Origin of the sequence: Saccharothrix ecbatanensis (genome assembly GCF_014205015.1) — a bacterium.
GTDB lineage: Bacteria > Actinomycetota > Actinomycetes > Mycobacteriales > Pseudonocardiaceae > Actinosynnema > Actinosynnema ecbatanense.
The window spans coordinates 4938960-4953432 of record NZ_JACHMO010000001.1; the positions used below are offsets into that span (position 1 = coordinate 4938960).

14 protein-coding genes are annotated in these 14473 nt (G+C 70.7%); 5 read left to right on the top strand and 9 right to left on the bottom strand.

The annotated features are described in order from the left end of the window. Positions 1–172 precede the first annotated feature (172 nt). Both F4560_RS20415 and F4560_RS20420 read right to left on the bottom strand, forming a co-directional pair. Positions 173–2197, bottom strand: a complete 2025-nt coding sequence (locus F4560_RS20415; protein ID WP_184922221.1) for a glycosyltransferase — start codon at positions 2195–2197, stop codon at positions 173–175. Next, complete coding sequence (locus F4560_RS20420; RefSeq protein ID WP_312869385.1) at positions 2194–2889, bottom strand: DUF998 domain-containing protein; 696 nt, start codon at positions 2887–2889, stop codon at positions 2194–2196. The genes F4560_RS20415 and F4560_RS20420 overlap by 4 nt, the downstream gene beginning before the upstream one ends. A 67-nt stretch (positions 2890–2956) precedes the next feature. Between F4560_RS20420 and F4560_RS20425 the strand changes: the two genes are divergently transcribed. The 3 genes from F4560_RS20425 to F4560_RS20435 all read left to right on the top strand — a co-directional run bounded on the left by F4560_RS20425 (position 2957) and on the right by F4560_RS20435 (position 5745). Further along, on the top strand, positions 2957–3892 hold the full coding sequence (locus F4560_RS20425; protein WP_312869386.1) for an ABC transporter ATP-binding protein: 936 nt from the start codon (positions 2957–2959) through the stop codon (positions 3890–3892). A 134-nt stretch (positions 3893–4026) separates the two neighbouring features. Beyond that, positions 4027–4746, top strand: coding sequence for an ABC transporter permease (locus F4560_RS20430; protein WP_184929271.1), 720 nt, complete (start codon positions 4027–4029; stop codon positions 4744–4746). 45 nt (positions 4747–4791) lie between these two features. Continuing rightward, positions 4792–5745, top strand: coding sequence for a COX15/CtaA family protein (locus tag F4560_RS20435; RefSeq protein WP_184922225.1), 954 nt, complete (start codon positions 4792–4794; stop codon positions 5743–5745). On the opposite strand, the gene F4560_RS20440 is transcribed toward F4560_RS20435, so the two are convergent. The 4 genes from F4560_RS20440 to F4560_RS20455 all read right to left on the bottom strand — a co-directional run bounded on the left by F4560_RS20440 (position 5682) and on the right by F4560_RS20455 (position 9968). Further along, a complete protein-coding gene (locus F4560_RS20440; protein WP_184922227.1) occupies positions 5682–6146 on the bottom strand; it encodes a GbsR/MarR family transcriptional regulator in 465 nt (154 codons plus the stop codon). The genes F4560_RS20435 and F4560_RS20440 overlap by 64 nt on opposite strands. Before the next feature lie 165 nt (positions 6147–6311). Beyond that, positions 6312–6836, bottom strand: coding sequence for a DUF742 domain-containing protein (locus F4560_RS20445; protein ID WP_184922229.1), 525 nt, complete (start codon positions 6834–6836; stop codon positions 6312–6314). Between the two features lie 7 nt (positions 6837–6843). Next, on the bottom strand, positions 6844–7287 hold the full coding sequence (locus tag F4560_RS20450; protein WP_184922231.1) for a roadblock/LC7 domain-containing protein: 444 nt from the start codon (positions 7285–7287) through the stop codon (positions 6844–6846). Next, entirely contained in the window at positions 7284–9968 is a 2685-nt protein-coding gene (locus F4560_RS20455) for a nitrate- and nitrite sensing domain-containing protein (RefSeq protein ID WP_184922233.1), read from the bottom strand. The genes F4560_RS20450 and F4560_RS20455 overlap by 4 nt, the downstream gene beginning before the upstream one ends. A 328-nt stretch (positions 9969–10296) precedes the next feature. On the opposite strand from F4560_RS20455, the gene F4560_RS20460 reads away from it, so the two are divergent. Continuing rightward, a complete protein-coding gene (locus F4560_RS20460; RefSeq protein WP_184922235.1) occupies positions 10297–10713 on the top strand; it encodes a DUF485 domain-containing protein in 417 nt (138 codons plus the stop codon). Next, a complete protein-coding gene (locus tag F4560_RS20465) occupies positions 10713–12290 on the top strand; it encodes a monocarboxylic acid transporter (protein WP_184922237.1) in 1578 nt (525 codons plus the stop codon). Before F4560_RS20460 ends, F4560_RS20465 begins: the two co-directional genes overlap by 1 nt. 142 nt (positions 12291–12432) lie before the next feature. On the opposite strand, the gene F4560_RS20470 is transcribed toward F4560_RS20465, so the two are convergent. Genes F4560_RS20470 through F4560_RS20480 form a run of 3 tightly spaced genes read right to left on the bottom strand, consistent with a single transcriptional unit; the run spans position 12433 to position 14414 of the window. Continuing rightward, positions 12433–13284 (bottom strand): ATP-grasp domain-containing protein, encoded by an 852-nt coding sequence (locus F4560_RS20470; RefSeq protein ID WP_184922239.1) that lies wholly within the window; start codon positions 13282–13284, stop codon positions 12433–12435. Next, positions 13281–13568 carry a hypothetical protein gene (locus F4560_RS20475; protein ID WP_184922240.1) on the bottom strand — a complete coding sequence of 96 codons (288 nt, stop codon included), beginning with the start codon at positions 13566–13568 and terminating at the stop codon, positions 13281–13283. Before F4560_RS20475 ends, F4560_RS20470 begins: the two co-directional genes overlap by 4 nt. A 48-nt stretch (positions 13569–13616) precedes the next feature. Further along, entirely contained in the window at positions 13617–14414 is a 798-nt protein-coding gene (locus F4560_RS20480; RefSeq protein WP_184922241.1) for a nucleotidyltransferase domain-containing protein, read from the bottom strand. Positions 14415–14473 lie beyond the last annotated feature (59 nt).

A 14473-nucleotide genomic window follows, 5' to 3' on the forward strand; every position in this document is an offset into this window, starting at 1 on the left:
GTGAGTCCTACGTTCAGAACGCGTGAGTCGTACCTTCAGAACGCGTGAGTCCTACGTTCAGGACCCCCGAGTTCAACGCTCAGAACAGTCGATCTTGTACTGAGCGTTGAATTCGGGGGTTCCGAACGTAGGACTCACGGGTCCTGAACGTAGGACTCACGCGACGTGGGGGTTAGGCGGCTAGGGCGGGGGCCTGGACGAGGACGGGGAGGCCCAGGGCGCGGGCGTAGAGGGACTCGAACGTTTCGAGGGTGGTGTCGATGGCGTGGGCGGCGATCAGGTCGCTGCTCGCGGCGCCCATGCGGGCGGTGACGGCGGGGTCCGCGGTCACGGCGTGCAGGCGGTCGGCCAGGCCACGCACGTCGCCCGGCGTGAACAGCCAGCCGTTGCGGCCCGGCTTGCACAGGTGCGGCAACGCCATCGCGTCGGCGACGACCACCGGCTTGCCCGCCGCCATGGCCTCCATCGTGGCCAGGCTCTGGAGCTCGGCGATGCCCGGCATGCAGAACACGTCGGCGCCGGCGTAGGCGTCCAGCAACTCCGACTCGCTCACGAAACCCCGGAAGCGGACGCGGTCCGCGATGCCCAGGTCACGGGCCAGCAGCTCCCAATCCCCCCGGCACGAGCCGTCGCCGACGATCTCCGCGTGCAGCCGCGGCACCAGCGCCAACGCCCGCAGCAGCTCGTCCACCCGCTTCTCCTCGTCCAACCGCCCCACGAACAGCACGGTCGGCGCGTCGGTGTGCCGCACGGGCTTCCGCGACCGGTACCGGTCGATGTCGATGCCGCACGACACCGGCACGGCCCGCGACGGGAAACCGTTGTCGTGCAACAACTGCACCGCACGCGGAGTAGGCGCGGTCACGACGTCCGCCAGCCCGAACACCCGACCCAGGTCACGCCACGCCCACCGCGACGCCATGCCCTGCAACCACGCCGGCACGTGCGCGTGGCCGAACAGGTTCTCCGGCATGAAGTGGTTCGTCGCCACCGTCGCGATCCCCAGCGCGGCCGCCTGCCGCAGCACGTACCGCCCGACCACGAAGTGCGCCTGAACGTGCACCAGGTCCGGCCGCAACTGCTCCAGCAGCGCACCGACGTCCTTGCGCACCTCCCACGGCAGCCCGATGCGGAACGAGCGGTGGAACGGCGTGCGGTGCGAACGCAGCCGGTGCACGGTGATGCCGTCGACGGGCTCCGTCCGGGCCGGGCCGTCCGGCGACACGCAGATCACGTGCACGTCGTGGCCGCGGCCCGCGAGGCCGGTGGCGAGGCTGTGGGCGAACCGGGCCGCGCCGTTGACGTCCGGGGGGAACGTCTCCGCGGCGATGACGATCCGCATGGCGCGTCCGTTGGTCACTGTCGTCTCCGATCTGGTGGGAACTTCAGGAAGGTTTCGGGTGCGGGCCAGCACGACGACTCCGCCGACGGCGACCGCGGCGCAGACGAGTTCGGCGGCACCCACGAGCAAGCTGGTACGGGTCGCCTCGCCGAGCAGCCCCGCGCCGATGCCGACGGCGACGAGCGGGTCCACCACGGTGAGGCACGCGACCGCCACGTGCGGCGGTCCGCTGGCGTAGGCGTGCTGGATGAACCAGCCGCCGACGAGGAGCGCGGCGACGATGCCCGCCGCCGAGAACGCGGTGGTCCACGCCAGTCCGCCCTGCTGGACGTCCTGGGACACCGACCGCATGAGAACGGAGACGAAGCCGTAGGCGACACCGCCCGCCGCGCCGAAACCGAGGGCGCGCACCGCCGGCCGGGTCGACAGCACACCGACCAGACCGGGCACCGCGATCAGGCCGAGCGCCACCAGGGCGGCCTTCAACTCGGCCTCCGGCACGACCGCCGTGGACGTGGCGCTACCCGCCGCCAGCAGCACGAACGCCCCCACGCCGAACGTGGTCCACGCGACCGCCGGCAGCTCGCGCCGCCGCCCGTCCAGCACGGCGGTGATGCCGATCGCGACCACCCCGACCGGCTGCACCACGCTCAACGGCGCCATCCCCAACGCCGCCGCGTGCACACCCGCGCCGACGACGAGCAGCACCAGGCCCAGCAGCCACCGCGGCCGGCGCAGCAACTCACGGACCCGCAACGCGCCCTCGCTCGCCCGCACGGCCTCGTGTTGCAGGCGTGCGGCGAACGCGAAGAAGACGGCGCCGAGCACCGCGAGCAGGACGGCGAACCACGTCATGACGACACCTCACGGCGGAGGACGGCGGAGGCGACGGCGAACAGCAGGCAGTACAGGAGCGCGAACAGAATCCGCTCGAAAAGGCCCAGCACGACCGCGCCACTGCCCGGGTAGACCACCGCGACGTGACTCACCATGAATGCCAGCGAAGTGACCCCTGCGGCGACCGAGAAACGGCGGACCGTGGTACTCGCGATGAACGTCCGGGAAATCAGCCACCCCGCCAGCGGAAGGCTCGCGAACATCACCGCGCCCGCGTACCGGTGCACCGCGCCGGAAAACGACGTCGGCGCGCCGGACGGGTCGGTGGGGAACACGGTGGCCACGGTCAGCCCCGCCGCCCACAACCCGATCAGCACCGCGACCGGCCCCCGCCTGGGCAAACCGGACCGGACGAGAGCGACGAGCAGGCCCACCGAGGCGGCGGCCAGGGACAGCGCGGTGACGGCCAGCAGCCCGCTGCCGTTGTCGACGAAGATGTAGTCGCTGATCGTGTGGCTGATAGGGCTAAGTTCGCCGACCGACGCCACGTGCAGGTAAACAATCGGGAACAGCGACAGGACAAGGCCCACAACAGCCAGCGGCAACACCGCCGTCCGACTTTTCCCCAGGATCTCCACCACGAGGAAAATCCTGGTGCGGAATGGCGTCGGAAGATATCCGGAACACCCCCGAGCCGACCCTGAAGCCACCCCGAGATCCCTGGTAGGGCTGACCCCACCACGGGGTGGGGGTGGGCACGCCCTAGGCTTCCCCGTCGTGAGCCCGCACCAGCACCCTGCCGTGGAAGTGTCGGGGCTGGTCAAGCGCTACGGCTCCACCGTCGCGGTGAACGGACTCGACCTCACCCTCGAGACCGGCACGGTTCTCGCGCTCCTCGGCCCGAACGGCGCCGGGAAGACGACCACCGTCGAAGTGTGCGAGGGATTCCGGACGGCCGACGGCGGCGAGGTCCGCGTCCTCGGGCTCGACCCGAAGCGTGACGGCGACAAGCTGCGCCCCCGGATCGGCGTGATGCCGCAGGGCGGCGGCGGCTACCCCGGCGTGCGGGCGGACGAGATGCTGCGGCTCATCGCCACCTGCGCCGCCAACCCTCTCGACCCCGCGTGGCTGATCGACGTGCTCGGCCTGTCGTCGTCGGTGCGCACCCCGTACAAGCGGCTCTCCGGCGGGCAGCAGCAACGGCTGTCGCTGGCCTGCGCGTTGGTGGGGCGCCCGGAGCTCGTGTTCCTCGACGAGCCCACCGCCGGCATGGACCCGCAGGCCCGCCGCCTGGTGTGGGAACTCGTGTCGGCACTGCGCGCGGACGGCGTCACCGTGCTGCTCACCACCCACCTCATGGACGAGGCCGAAGCCCTCGCCGACCACGTCGTCATCGTGGACGCCGGCCGGGTCGTCGCCCAGGGCAGCCCCGCCGAGCTGACCGAACACCACGCCGACGACCGGCAACTCCGCTTCCGCGCGCGCCCCGGCCTGGAGCTGACGCTGCTGCGCGACGCCCTGCCGGAAGGCCTGAACGTGCGTGAGGCCAGCCGCGGCACCTACCTCGTCCAGGGTCAGATCGACCCGCAGGTCCTCTCCACCGTCACCTCGTGGTGCGCCCAGCAGGGCGTGCTGGCCGAGGAGCTGACGGTGGCGCGGCGCAGCCTGGAGGACGTGTTCATCGAGCTGACCGGCAGGGAGCTGCGCTCGTGACCGAATCCTCCAGCCCCGGGACCTCCAGCCCCGAGTCTTCCAGCTCCGGCACCTCCAGCTCCGGCACCTCCAGCTCCGGCACCTTCGCGCCGGGCACGTTCACGCCCGCCCCCGGCCGGGGCAGGCTCGGCCGGATGCTGCTCGCGCAGGCCCGCACCGAGACCGTGCTCACGCTCCGCAACGGCGAGCAGATCCTGCTGACCGTCCTCATCCCGGTGGCGCTGCTGCTCGCGATGGGCCTCATGGACGTCATCCCGGTGCCCGAACCGCGCGTCGGCTCGGCCACCGCACGGATCCTCGCGCTCGCCGTCATCTCGTCCGCGTTCACGGGGCAAGCGATTGCGCTGGGCTTCGACCGCCGTTACGGCGTGCTGAAGCGCCTCGCCGCGACCGCGTTGCCACGCTGGCTCCTCGTCGCCGGACGGGTCGCCGCCGCGCTCTCCGTGGTCGCCGTGCAGGTCACGATCATCGCCGTCGTCGCCCTGCTGATGGGCTGGCGGCTACCGTCCGCGATCGGCGTCCTGTGGGCGGTCGTGCTGATCGTCCTCGGCACGCTGTCGTTCGGTGCGCTGGGCGTGCTGCTCGGCGGGGCGTTGCGGGCGGAGATCGTGCTCGCGCTGGCGAACATCGTGTGGTTCGGGCTGCTGCTCGTCGGCGGTCTGTCGCTCGGCGTGGACAGCCTGCCGACGTGGCTGGCGACGATCGTGGACGCCCTGCCTTCCGCCGCGCTGGCCCAGGCGCTGCACGACGCGGTGGTCGACGGCGCCGCGCCGGGTGTCGGCCACGTCACCGTGCTGGTGGTCTGGGGTGTGGTGGCCGGCGGGCTCGCCATGAAGACGACCAAGCTCGGCTGACACCCCGGCGGGCAGGCCTCAGCCGGCGGTACCTACCATCGGTTCGTGTCCGCCCCACCCTGGCTCACCACCTTCCTGAGCAAGTTCCAGCGCACGTTCGCCATCGCCGTGGTGATCGCTCAAGGCGGCATCGCGGTCACCGGGTCGATCGTGCGGGTGACCGGATCGGGCCTCGGCTGCCCCACCTGGCCGCAGTGCTTCGAAGGCAGCCTCGTACCGGTCGAACACCCCGAGGTGGCGTCGCTGCACCAGTGGGTCGAGTTCGGCAACCGCACCCTGACCGGCGTGGTCGGCGTCATCGCGGGCCTGTGCGTGCTGGCCGCGTGGTTCCACCGGCCGCGGCGCAAGCGGGTGCTCGCGTTGGCGCTGGTCCAGTTCGGCGGCGTCGTGCTCCAGGCCGTGATCGGCGGCTTCACCGTGTTGACCGGCCTGCTGTGGTGGACGGTCAGCGTGCACTTCCTGGTGTCGATGGGGCTGGTCTGGTTCGCCGTGCTGCTCGTCGCGGCGCTCGGGGAGGGAGACGAACCCGCCCGGCCGCTCGTGCCCAAGGCGTTGGTGGCGCTCCAGACCGTGCAGGCGGTCACCCTCGGCCTGCTGCTGATGGCGGGCACTTTCGTCACGGCCGCCGGGCCGCACGCCGGTGACGCAGCGACCCCGCGCCTCGAGCTCCCGGTGGACACGCTGTCCCAGGTGCACGCCGACCTGCTGTTCCTGTTCCTCGGCATGCTCATCGCGCTGGGGTTCGCGTTGCGGAGCCACCCCGTCCCCCGGCGGCCCTACTACGCGCTCGTCGCCACGGTGCTCGCGCAGGGGTCGTTGGGCATGGTCCAGTACTGGACCGGCGTGCCGGAAGTGCTGGTCTCACTGCACGTGCTGGGCGCGGGTGCGGTGGTCGTGGCCACGGCGGCGTTGTGGGTGTCGACCCGCGAACGGCCTCACCGTGAGGACGAGGGCCTGCGGTCCCAGACGGCGGGCAGTTCCGTCGCCAGCCACGTGTAGAGGTCGTCCACGGTCCGCAGCCGCATGGCGCGTTCCGGGTCGCCGCTCATCAGCCGCATCCCCGATTCGGTCAGCTCGCGCACGCTCACCAGCGCGTCCAGCTTGCGCTGGATCAGGTCGACCCACCGCTTCTCGTCGATCCGGTACTGCGCCGCCTGCCGCCCGCGCCGGGTGCGTTTCGTCACCAGACCGGCGTTGACCAGGAACTTCAGGTTCGTGCTGATCGAGCCGCTGCTGGCCTCCAGCTCCTGCGACAGCTCGGCCGCGGTGCGCTCCGTCGGCTGGCACACCAGCAGGTAGCCGAGGATGCGGCCGCCGATCAGCGGGATGCCCTCCTCGGCGAAGTGCGCCGCGAACCGCTCGATCCACGCCGACAGCCGCGTTTCCCGTCCGACGCTCATCCGACCCCCTGGGCTCTCCGGCCGACACTTCGGTCGACACTGAAGTCATAGTAGGTCGGATGCTGATCATCGCGCAAAGGCCACGCCGTCCTGAGCGTTGAATTCGGGGGTCCTGAACGTAGGACTCACGCGTTCTGAACGTAGGACTCGCGGGTTCTCTCGGGGTCAGAGGCGGCGGAGGCCTGCCAGGACGCGCTCCATCAGGCCGAGGTCCGGCAGTTCGCCGTCGGTGGTGGCGGTGCTGTGGACCTCGATCAGGCCGCGCTCGGCCATGTCGCCCAGGAGCACCTTGGCGACGCCCAGCGGGAGGCGGAGGAGCGCGGCGACCTCGGCCACCGACCGAGGCCGGGCGACCAGCGCGATCACCTCGTTGTACTCGGCCTTCATCCCTCCCGGGTAGTCCCAGTCCACCGCCGAGACCAGCGTCTCGATCTCCAGCTGGTACGACGAGGTGGTGCGGCCTCCGGTCCACGAGTAGGCGCGGACGATCGAGGCCGCCTCCTCCCGCGGGTACTCGAAGTCGTCCTCGTCGTCGAACACCGGGCGGTGCGGTTTGGTGTCGCTGGTAGCGGGTTGTTCGGGCGGCTTCGGCTTCCCCGGCGGCTTGCGCCGCCGGGCGGAGTCGAGGCTGAACCCGTTGAGCAGAGCGGCGAACGTCTCGTCCGACGCGGGCTCGTCGTTCCGGTCCATGACCACCTCACGCAGACGGGCGGGCCATCATCCGCTTCGCGCCGTGGAGCTGGGCGCGCAGCTCGGGGGTCAGGAGCTGGCCCACCTGGTCCACCACCACGGTCATCTCGTAGGCGACCTGGCCGACGTCGGCGTCCGGCGCGGCCAGCACTGCCAGGCAGGAACCGTCCCGGATCGACATCAACAGCATGATCCCGTACTGCATCTCGACCACCGAGCGCAGCACGCCACCGCCGTCGAAGCACCTCGCCGCCGACTCGGTCAGGCTCGCCACGCCCGCGGCGATCGCGGCCAGCTGGTCGGCCCGGTCGTCCGGCAGACCGCTCGACGCGGTCAGCAGCAGGCCGTCCACCGAGATCACCACCGCGTGGGCCACCCCGGGCACGCGATCTGCGAAGTTGCCCACCAGCCAGCCGAACTGGTCGACCTGTCGCGACTTCTGCGTGCTCATCCGTTCTCCTGCCCAGCTCGATTTTCACCGGATCCCCGCACACTTTGCCGGATTCCGGTCTGGTAGCTGGCGAGAAACCCGCGTGTCGCCTGCGGATCCCTCCGAACGGGTGCGACCGCGTCCTGCGCGTTCGGCCGTTCGGCCACCAGATTGGTCCGCGGCTGCCGTTTAGGCAGTTCCGTCGGATTGTCGTTCACTGGCTTCTCGTTCACTGGCTTGTCGTTCACGGGCGCCTCCCCGCGCGCGTGGGTTTCCCCGGCGCGGTGCCGCGCCGGTTCCGCCGGCCCGGCGGGCGCCGAGGCGCCGCCGAACCAGGTCGAGGCCGTCCGCCGCGGCGGGGACGCCGGTGCGGGCGGAGGTGTGTCGACGGTGCGACCGCGGAACGGCGCCCACCCGTCCTGCGCCAACGGCACGGCCGGCGGTAGGGCCGGCTGCGGCGGAAGCGACTGCGGTGAAAGCGGTTGGGCCGGAAGCGGCTGCGACACCGGTTGCGACACCGGTTGCGGCTGGGCCGGAAGCTGGGACGTCGACTGCGGCAGTGCCGCGCGCGGGCCCACGCCGTGTGGCAGGGCGGGCTGCGGACCGGTCGAGTAGAACGGCGCCTGTCCGTTGGTCGACAGGGCGTTGGTCGACAGGGCCGAGTTCGACAGGCCTGAGGTCGACAGCGCGGCGTTCGAGGTGGCCGAAGAACTGGAAAGGGCCGCCTGGATCGGGGACGACGCCTGCGCGGGCACCTGTCGAGCCGACAGCGGTCCGGTCGCGCGGACCAGTTCGGCGGGCAGCGCCACGACCGCGCGCAACCCCTCGCCCTGCTCGCGCAGCATCACCTCGATGCCGTGCCGACCGCCGAGCCGGCCCACCACGTACAGGCCGAGCTGGCGGGACACCGGCAGTTCGCCGGAGTTCTCCGACGCGGCCAGCGCGATCCGGCGGTTGGCCTGCGCCAGGTCCTCCTCCGACATGCCGACGCCCACGTCGACCACGTCGACCAGCACACCGCCGCCGGGCCGCGGCCGACCGCCGACCACGACCTGGGTCCGCGGCGGGGAGAACGTGGTCGCGTTGTCCAGCAGCTCGGCGACCAGCCGGACCAGGTCGCCCGCGGCGTAGCCGACGACCTCGACCGACGGGGTGGTCTGCACGACGACCCGCTGGTACTGCTCGATCTCGGACGCGGCGGCGCGCAGCACGTCGCCCAGCGGCACCGGGCGGGTGAACCGGCGGGCCACGTCGCTGCCCGACAGCACCATCAGGTTCTCGTTGTTGCGGCGCATCCGGGTGGCGAGGTTGTCCAGCTTGAACAGGTTCGCCAGCTGCTCCGGGTTCTCCTCCTGCCGCTCCAGCTCCTCCATGAGCTTGAGCTGCCGCTCCACCAGGCCCTGGCTGCGGCGGGACAGGTTGATGAACGCGTTGCGCATGCCGGTGCGGAGGTCGGCCTGCTCGGCCGCGGAGCTGACCGCCTGCCGGTGCACCGCGTCGAACGCGCGCGCCAGCTGGCCCAGCTCCTCCCTCGTGTCCACGGGCACGGGTTCCACGGTGATGTCGTGCGCGGCGTTCTCACGCAGCTGCGCCACCAGCTTGGGCAGGCGGTGCTCCGCGACGTCCAGCGCGGCCGTGCGGAGCGTGCGCAGGGAACGCAGGAGGTAACTGCCGATGATGTAACCGACGGCGGCGGCGGCGAACAGCGACGCCAGCAGGATCACGGACGCCGCGCCCGCGCGGTCGCTCGTGGTGTCCTGCAACCGGGCCGCGGCGGCGGCGAGCTGCTCCTCCAGGGACCGCAGCACGACGTCGATCTGCTTGAGGGTGCTTTCCGCGCCGACGTCCCAGCCCTCGGGGTTGATCATCTTCTCGACGACGCCCGAGTTGGTGCGGATCTGCTGGAACAGGCTGTTGCGGAGGTCGACCTCCTGGCCCGCGACCGTGCTGCGGTAGTCCGCCTGCTGCTGCGGCGTGGCGACGGCGGTGAAGTCGGCCAGCTTGTCGTGCTGGCGGGTGTAGGACTGCTCCAGCATCGTGGTCTCGGTGTCGAGCAGGTAGCCGCGGCTGATGCCGGCGTGCACGGTGGCGTGCTGCCACGACACCTGTTCGCTCGCCATGGCGAGGTTGTGCAGGGCGGTCGCGGTGCCGGACAGCGCCGGGTCGCCGAAGTCGCCGACCATCGCCAGGTCGAAGTCGAGCAGCGCTCGCAACACGACGGTGTAGCCGCCGACGCTGCCTTCCAGGTCGACGCTCCCGGACAGCACGCGCTCGCGCAGCTGCGGCAGGCCGTCCAACTGGACCTTGACGTCGCGGAACCGGGCGTTCGCCACCTCGCCGAGGGACGTCGTGCGGTCCATCAGGTTCCGCACGCCGGCAGCCGCGTTGTCGGTCGCCCGAACCAGGTCCGGGAACTCCTCGGCGTTGGCCCCGGCGCCTTCCGGCCGGCGCGCGGACAGCGCGCGTTCGGCCTGGACTGCGGCGACCAAGGGGTCGAGGCCGCCGCGCAACGTCACGATGCGCTGCATGGAGGCGTAGTTGTCCGCGCTTCTGACGTAGCCGTGGATCTGCACCACACCCGCGCCGACGGCGACGAGGACGGGCACCGCCAAGACCGCGGCCAGCTTCACCGGCAGTCGCCAATTCCGCCAGTCCGCGACGGCGCTCCACCACTGCCTGCGCGCGTTGTTGTCGCCAGTCACCAGACAAGCCCCGGGGAGTCCGTAGTTGTTTCGAGCAGAACGACGCCGACGATCAACGACGACGGACGTGGATGTTGCTGCGCGATAGTAGGTGGTCAACAGGCGTGGGACAACGACCTTGCGGTTGGTTCTCATCCGATCGGCGCAGCGTGACGGCCGAAAAGCCCAGCGGCCCCAAACGAGACGTACAGCCGGTCTTGACGACCCACCGGTGACACGATCGAGGCCGTCTCGTCGTTGACTGACGGCCTAACGCGGTTACGCTGAGCGCTCGCTGCCGGCCCGCGTATCCGCGTGCGTGGCGAGTCGAATCCCCCGTGGAGGATTGATGACGAAGGCGATCCTGCCTCCGACGGATTCGCGACCCGCCAGAGGTGGTCGCGGCTTCGCCACGTTCGACGATCCGGGGTCGTCGCTGCTGGTCGACGAAACCGGGGCGCCGGACTTCGTCGCACTCCAGGACAGCGCCGATTTCCGCGAGTTGCGCCGGCGGATCGTGGTCTTCGTGGTGCCCGCCACGCTGGGATTCCTGCTCTGGTACTTGGGTTACGTGGCGATGTCGGCGTACGCGCCGGACCTCATGGGCACGCCGGTGTTCGGCGTCGTCAACCTCGGTCTGCTGTTCGGCTTGTTGCAGTTCGTGTCCACGATCACGCTGACCCTGGCGTACGCCCGTTACGCGCGGCGCAGGCTCGACCCGCAGGTCGCCGCGGTCCGCGCGCTCACCGCGGAGGACGAAGCCTGATGGGCGGCAACACCGCGATCAACCTTGGCGTCTTCGCCGTCTTCGTGTTGATCACGCTCTACATCGTGTACCGGGCGGGCAGCCGCAACGCGACCGCGTCCGACTACTACGCCGCGGGCAGCAGCTTCACCGGTCCGCAGAACGGCATCGCGCTGTCGGGCGACTTCCTGTCTGCCGCGTCGTTCCTCGGCATCTCCGGCAGCATCGCGGTCAACGGGTACGACGGCTTCCTCTACTCCATCGGCTGGGTCGTGTCCTGGCTGCTCGGCCTGATGATCATCTCGGAGAGGTTGCGCAACACCGGCCGGTTCACCCTCGGCGACGTGCTGGCGTTCCGGATGCGGCAACGCCCGGTGCGCGCGGCGGCGGCGAACGTGACCCTGGTGATCTCGCTGTTCTACATGATCGCCCAGATGGCGGGCGCGGGCGCGTTGATGGCGCTGCTGCTGGACGTGCACAGCAAGGTCGGCCAGGCGATCATCATCGCCGTGGTGGGCATCGTCATGGTGCTCTACGTGCTGGTGGGCGGCATGAAGGGCACCACGTGGGTGCAGATCATCAAGGCCGTCCTGCTGATCATGTGCGTGACCCTGATGACGGTGTTCCTGCTCGGCAAGTTCGGGTTCAGCCTGTCCGCGATCCTGGAGACGGCGTCGCGGAACACGCCGCTCGGGCCGGAAGTGCTGGAGCCGGGCGTGCGGTACGGCAGCACGCCGACCAACAAGCTGGACTTCATCTCGCTGGCGTTGGCCCTGGTGCTCGGCACCGCCTCGCTGCCGCACGTGCTGATGCGCTTCTACACCGTGCCGAACGCCCGTGAGGCGCGGCGTTCGGTGGTGTGGGCGACGTGGATGATGGCCACCTTCTACCTGTGCACGCTGGTGATCGGCTTCGGCGCGCTGGCGTTGGTGGGCAGCAAGGCGATCTCGTCGGCGCCCGGTGGCGAGAACTCCGCCGCGCCGCTGCTGGCGTACGAGATCGGCGGCGCGGTGCTGCTCGGCGTGGTGAGCGCGGTGGCGTTCGCGACGATCCTGGCGGTGGTGGCGGGTCTGACGTTGACCGCTTCGGCGTCGTTCGCGCACGACGTGTACGCGAACATGATCAAGCAAGGTCAGGCGGACCCGCGGTCGGAGGTCCGGGTCGCCCGGTTGACGGCGGTCGTGGTCGGCCTGCTGGCGATCGTGGGCGGTATCGCGGCCAACGGGCAGAACGTGGCGTTCCTGGTGGCGCTGGCGTTCGCGCTGGCCGCGTCGGCGAACCTGTCCACGATCATCTACTCGATGTTCTGGAGGCGGTTCAACACGACGGGGACGCTGTGGGCGGTGTACGGCGGGCTCGGGTCGTGCATCTTCCTGCTCGCGTTCTCCCCCGCCGTGTCGGGCGCCAAGTCGTCGATCCTCCCCGACGTGGACTTCGCCTGGTTCCCGCTGAGCAACCCGGGTCTGGTGTCGATCCCGTTCTCGTTCCTGTGCGGGTACCTCGGCACGGTGCTGAGCAAGGACAAGTCCGACCCGGTGAAGCAGGCCGAGATGGAAGTCCGGTCGCTGACCGGCATCGGGTCCGGGCTGAAGGGCTGAAGTAGAGGCCCCGAGGTGTCAGCGGCGTGAGTGGGCGGCGCAGGTCGGGTCAGCGGCGGGAGTGGACGGCGCCGGTCGGATCAGGGGCGGGAGTGGACGGCGCCGGTCGGATCAGCGGCGGGAGAGGACGGCGCGGGTCGGGTCAGCGGCGGGAGAGGGCGGCGCGGACGGCCGAGGCGAACCGGAGCGGCGCGGTGGCGTCGGTCTGGCGGAAGCCCAGCGAGGGCTCGACCAGTTCGAGTTCCAGCAGCAGCGGCGAGCCGTCGGCGCCGGGGACGAGGTCGACCCGCGCGTACAGGAAGTCGTTGCGGCGCAGACCGGTCAGGGCCGCGGCGGCGTCCATCACGTCCTCCGCGACGCGGCGCTGCGCGGCCGACGGAGCCGCACCGGACAGCCGTTCCACGACGTAGAGGCCGGATTCGTCGAACTCCGCGTCGGCCGTGAGCATCGCGCCCTTGGTGAACGCGTGCGAGTACTGGCCGCCGAGGAACACCATCGCCGTCTCGCCGACCGCGTCCACGTTCGCCTGGTACGGCTGCACGAGCGCGGGCACGTCCAAGGTCGCCAGGTGCGCGGCGGCGGTTTCGTGGTCGCCGGCCGTGACGCGCAACGCGCCGCGTGACCCCGCGCCGACGGTCGGCTTCACCACGAACTCGCCGTCCGGCCAGTCGGTGAAGCCGGGCTTCGCCACCGCCGTCGGCACCACCGGCACGCCGGCGTCCGCGAGTCCGACCAGGTACGTCTTGTCGACGTTCCACCGGACCACGGACGCCGGGTTCACCAGCGTCGGCTCGCTGTCGCACCACGCCAGGAACTCCGGCAGCCGTTCCGGGTAGTCCCAGGTGGACCGCAGCACGACGAGATCCGCCTCGACCGGCGTGCCCCATGCCGTCCACGACGCGTGCACGCCGACGTCCGCCAGGGCGTCCACCAGCGCGTCGTCGTCTCCGTCTCCGGCGGGCAACGCCGCGCAGGTGGCGAAGAGGACCTTCATCGGCCCGCCATGCGGCGGCGGTGCGCCGGCCCGATCTTCACCGCGTCCGTGGTCTCGCGGTCCCACTCGTGCCGGTCCAGGTCCGGCACCGCCTCGATCACCGCTTCGGCCGACGCCACGTCCGGGAGCACGACATCGCCCATGGCCCCGTCGTCACCGACCAGCACGATCCGCGCGCTCGTCCGTCCGACGTTCTCCACGACGGCGCGCGCGGGCTTGCCGTGCGCGGCCACGAACTCGGAAGCCGTCTTCACGGCGCGACCGACCTTCTTGTCCTCTGCCACGTCGGTCAGACTAGAACCTGTCGGTAACTTACGCGCACGTGACCGCACTCACGGCCTCGGCCACGACGCCCACATCGATTCGTAGGCGTCGACGAGCCACTTGTCGGCCCGCGCGTGGTCGGGCCGCTCCGGCAGGTCGGAACTGGTGATCAGCTCCTCCAACCGCGCCTCCAGCCCTTCCGCCGCGTCCATCGCCTCCTGCTGCGTGTGCCGCCCCTGGCGCAGGTCGCGGATCCACGTGAGCCACGGCTCGGGCATCGGCAACGTGATCCGGCCGGTTTCCAGCAGCTCGACGCCCTGCACGCCCAGCCGCACCATGTGCGACGCGTACTTCGAGTCGAAGCCGTGCCGCGCCACCAGTTCGGGCCGGTTGACCCGCCGCGCGACGGTGCCGTCCACCATGCGCCGACGCTGGCTGTGCAGGTATCCGATGAACCGCCGTCCCGCCAGGCGGGACACGATCATGTCCGAATTGTCGCGCAAATCACGTCCCAGCGGCGTGATCGACACGATCTCGTGCTCGGGCGCGAACAGCAGCAGCAACACTGTCGGGTTGCCCTGAAGCGCCAGGCGCAGCCATTTGCGGAGCGAGTACACGACAAGATCAAGATCTCCGGGACCGGACGGGGTGTTCATCACGCCCGTGCGCTCCTCGGCGCTGCGGTAGATGTACTGCTCGAAGCGGCGCAGCCCGATGACGAACTCGGGCGGCTCGACGCACACGCCCATCTCGTCACGGTCGTCGGTGCCCTCGATGGCGGTGCCGTGCACGCCCGAACCCACCTGGGTGCGCAGGATCGTGCCGCGCCGGGCGATCTCGGCGAATTCGGGGCTGTTGTGCTGCATCGTGTTCTCCTTCTCCGGAAGCAGAACCTAGAGCGTCAACAGGCAATTCCCAACGGAAT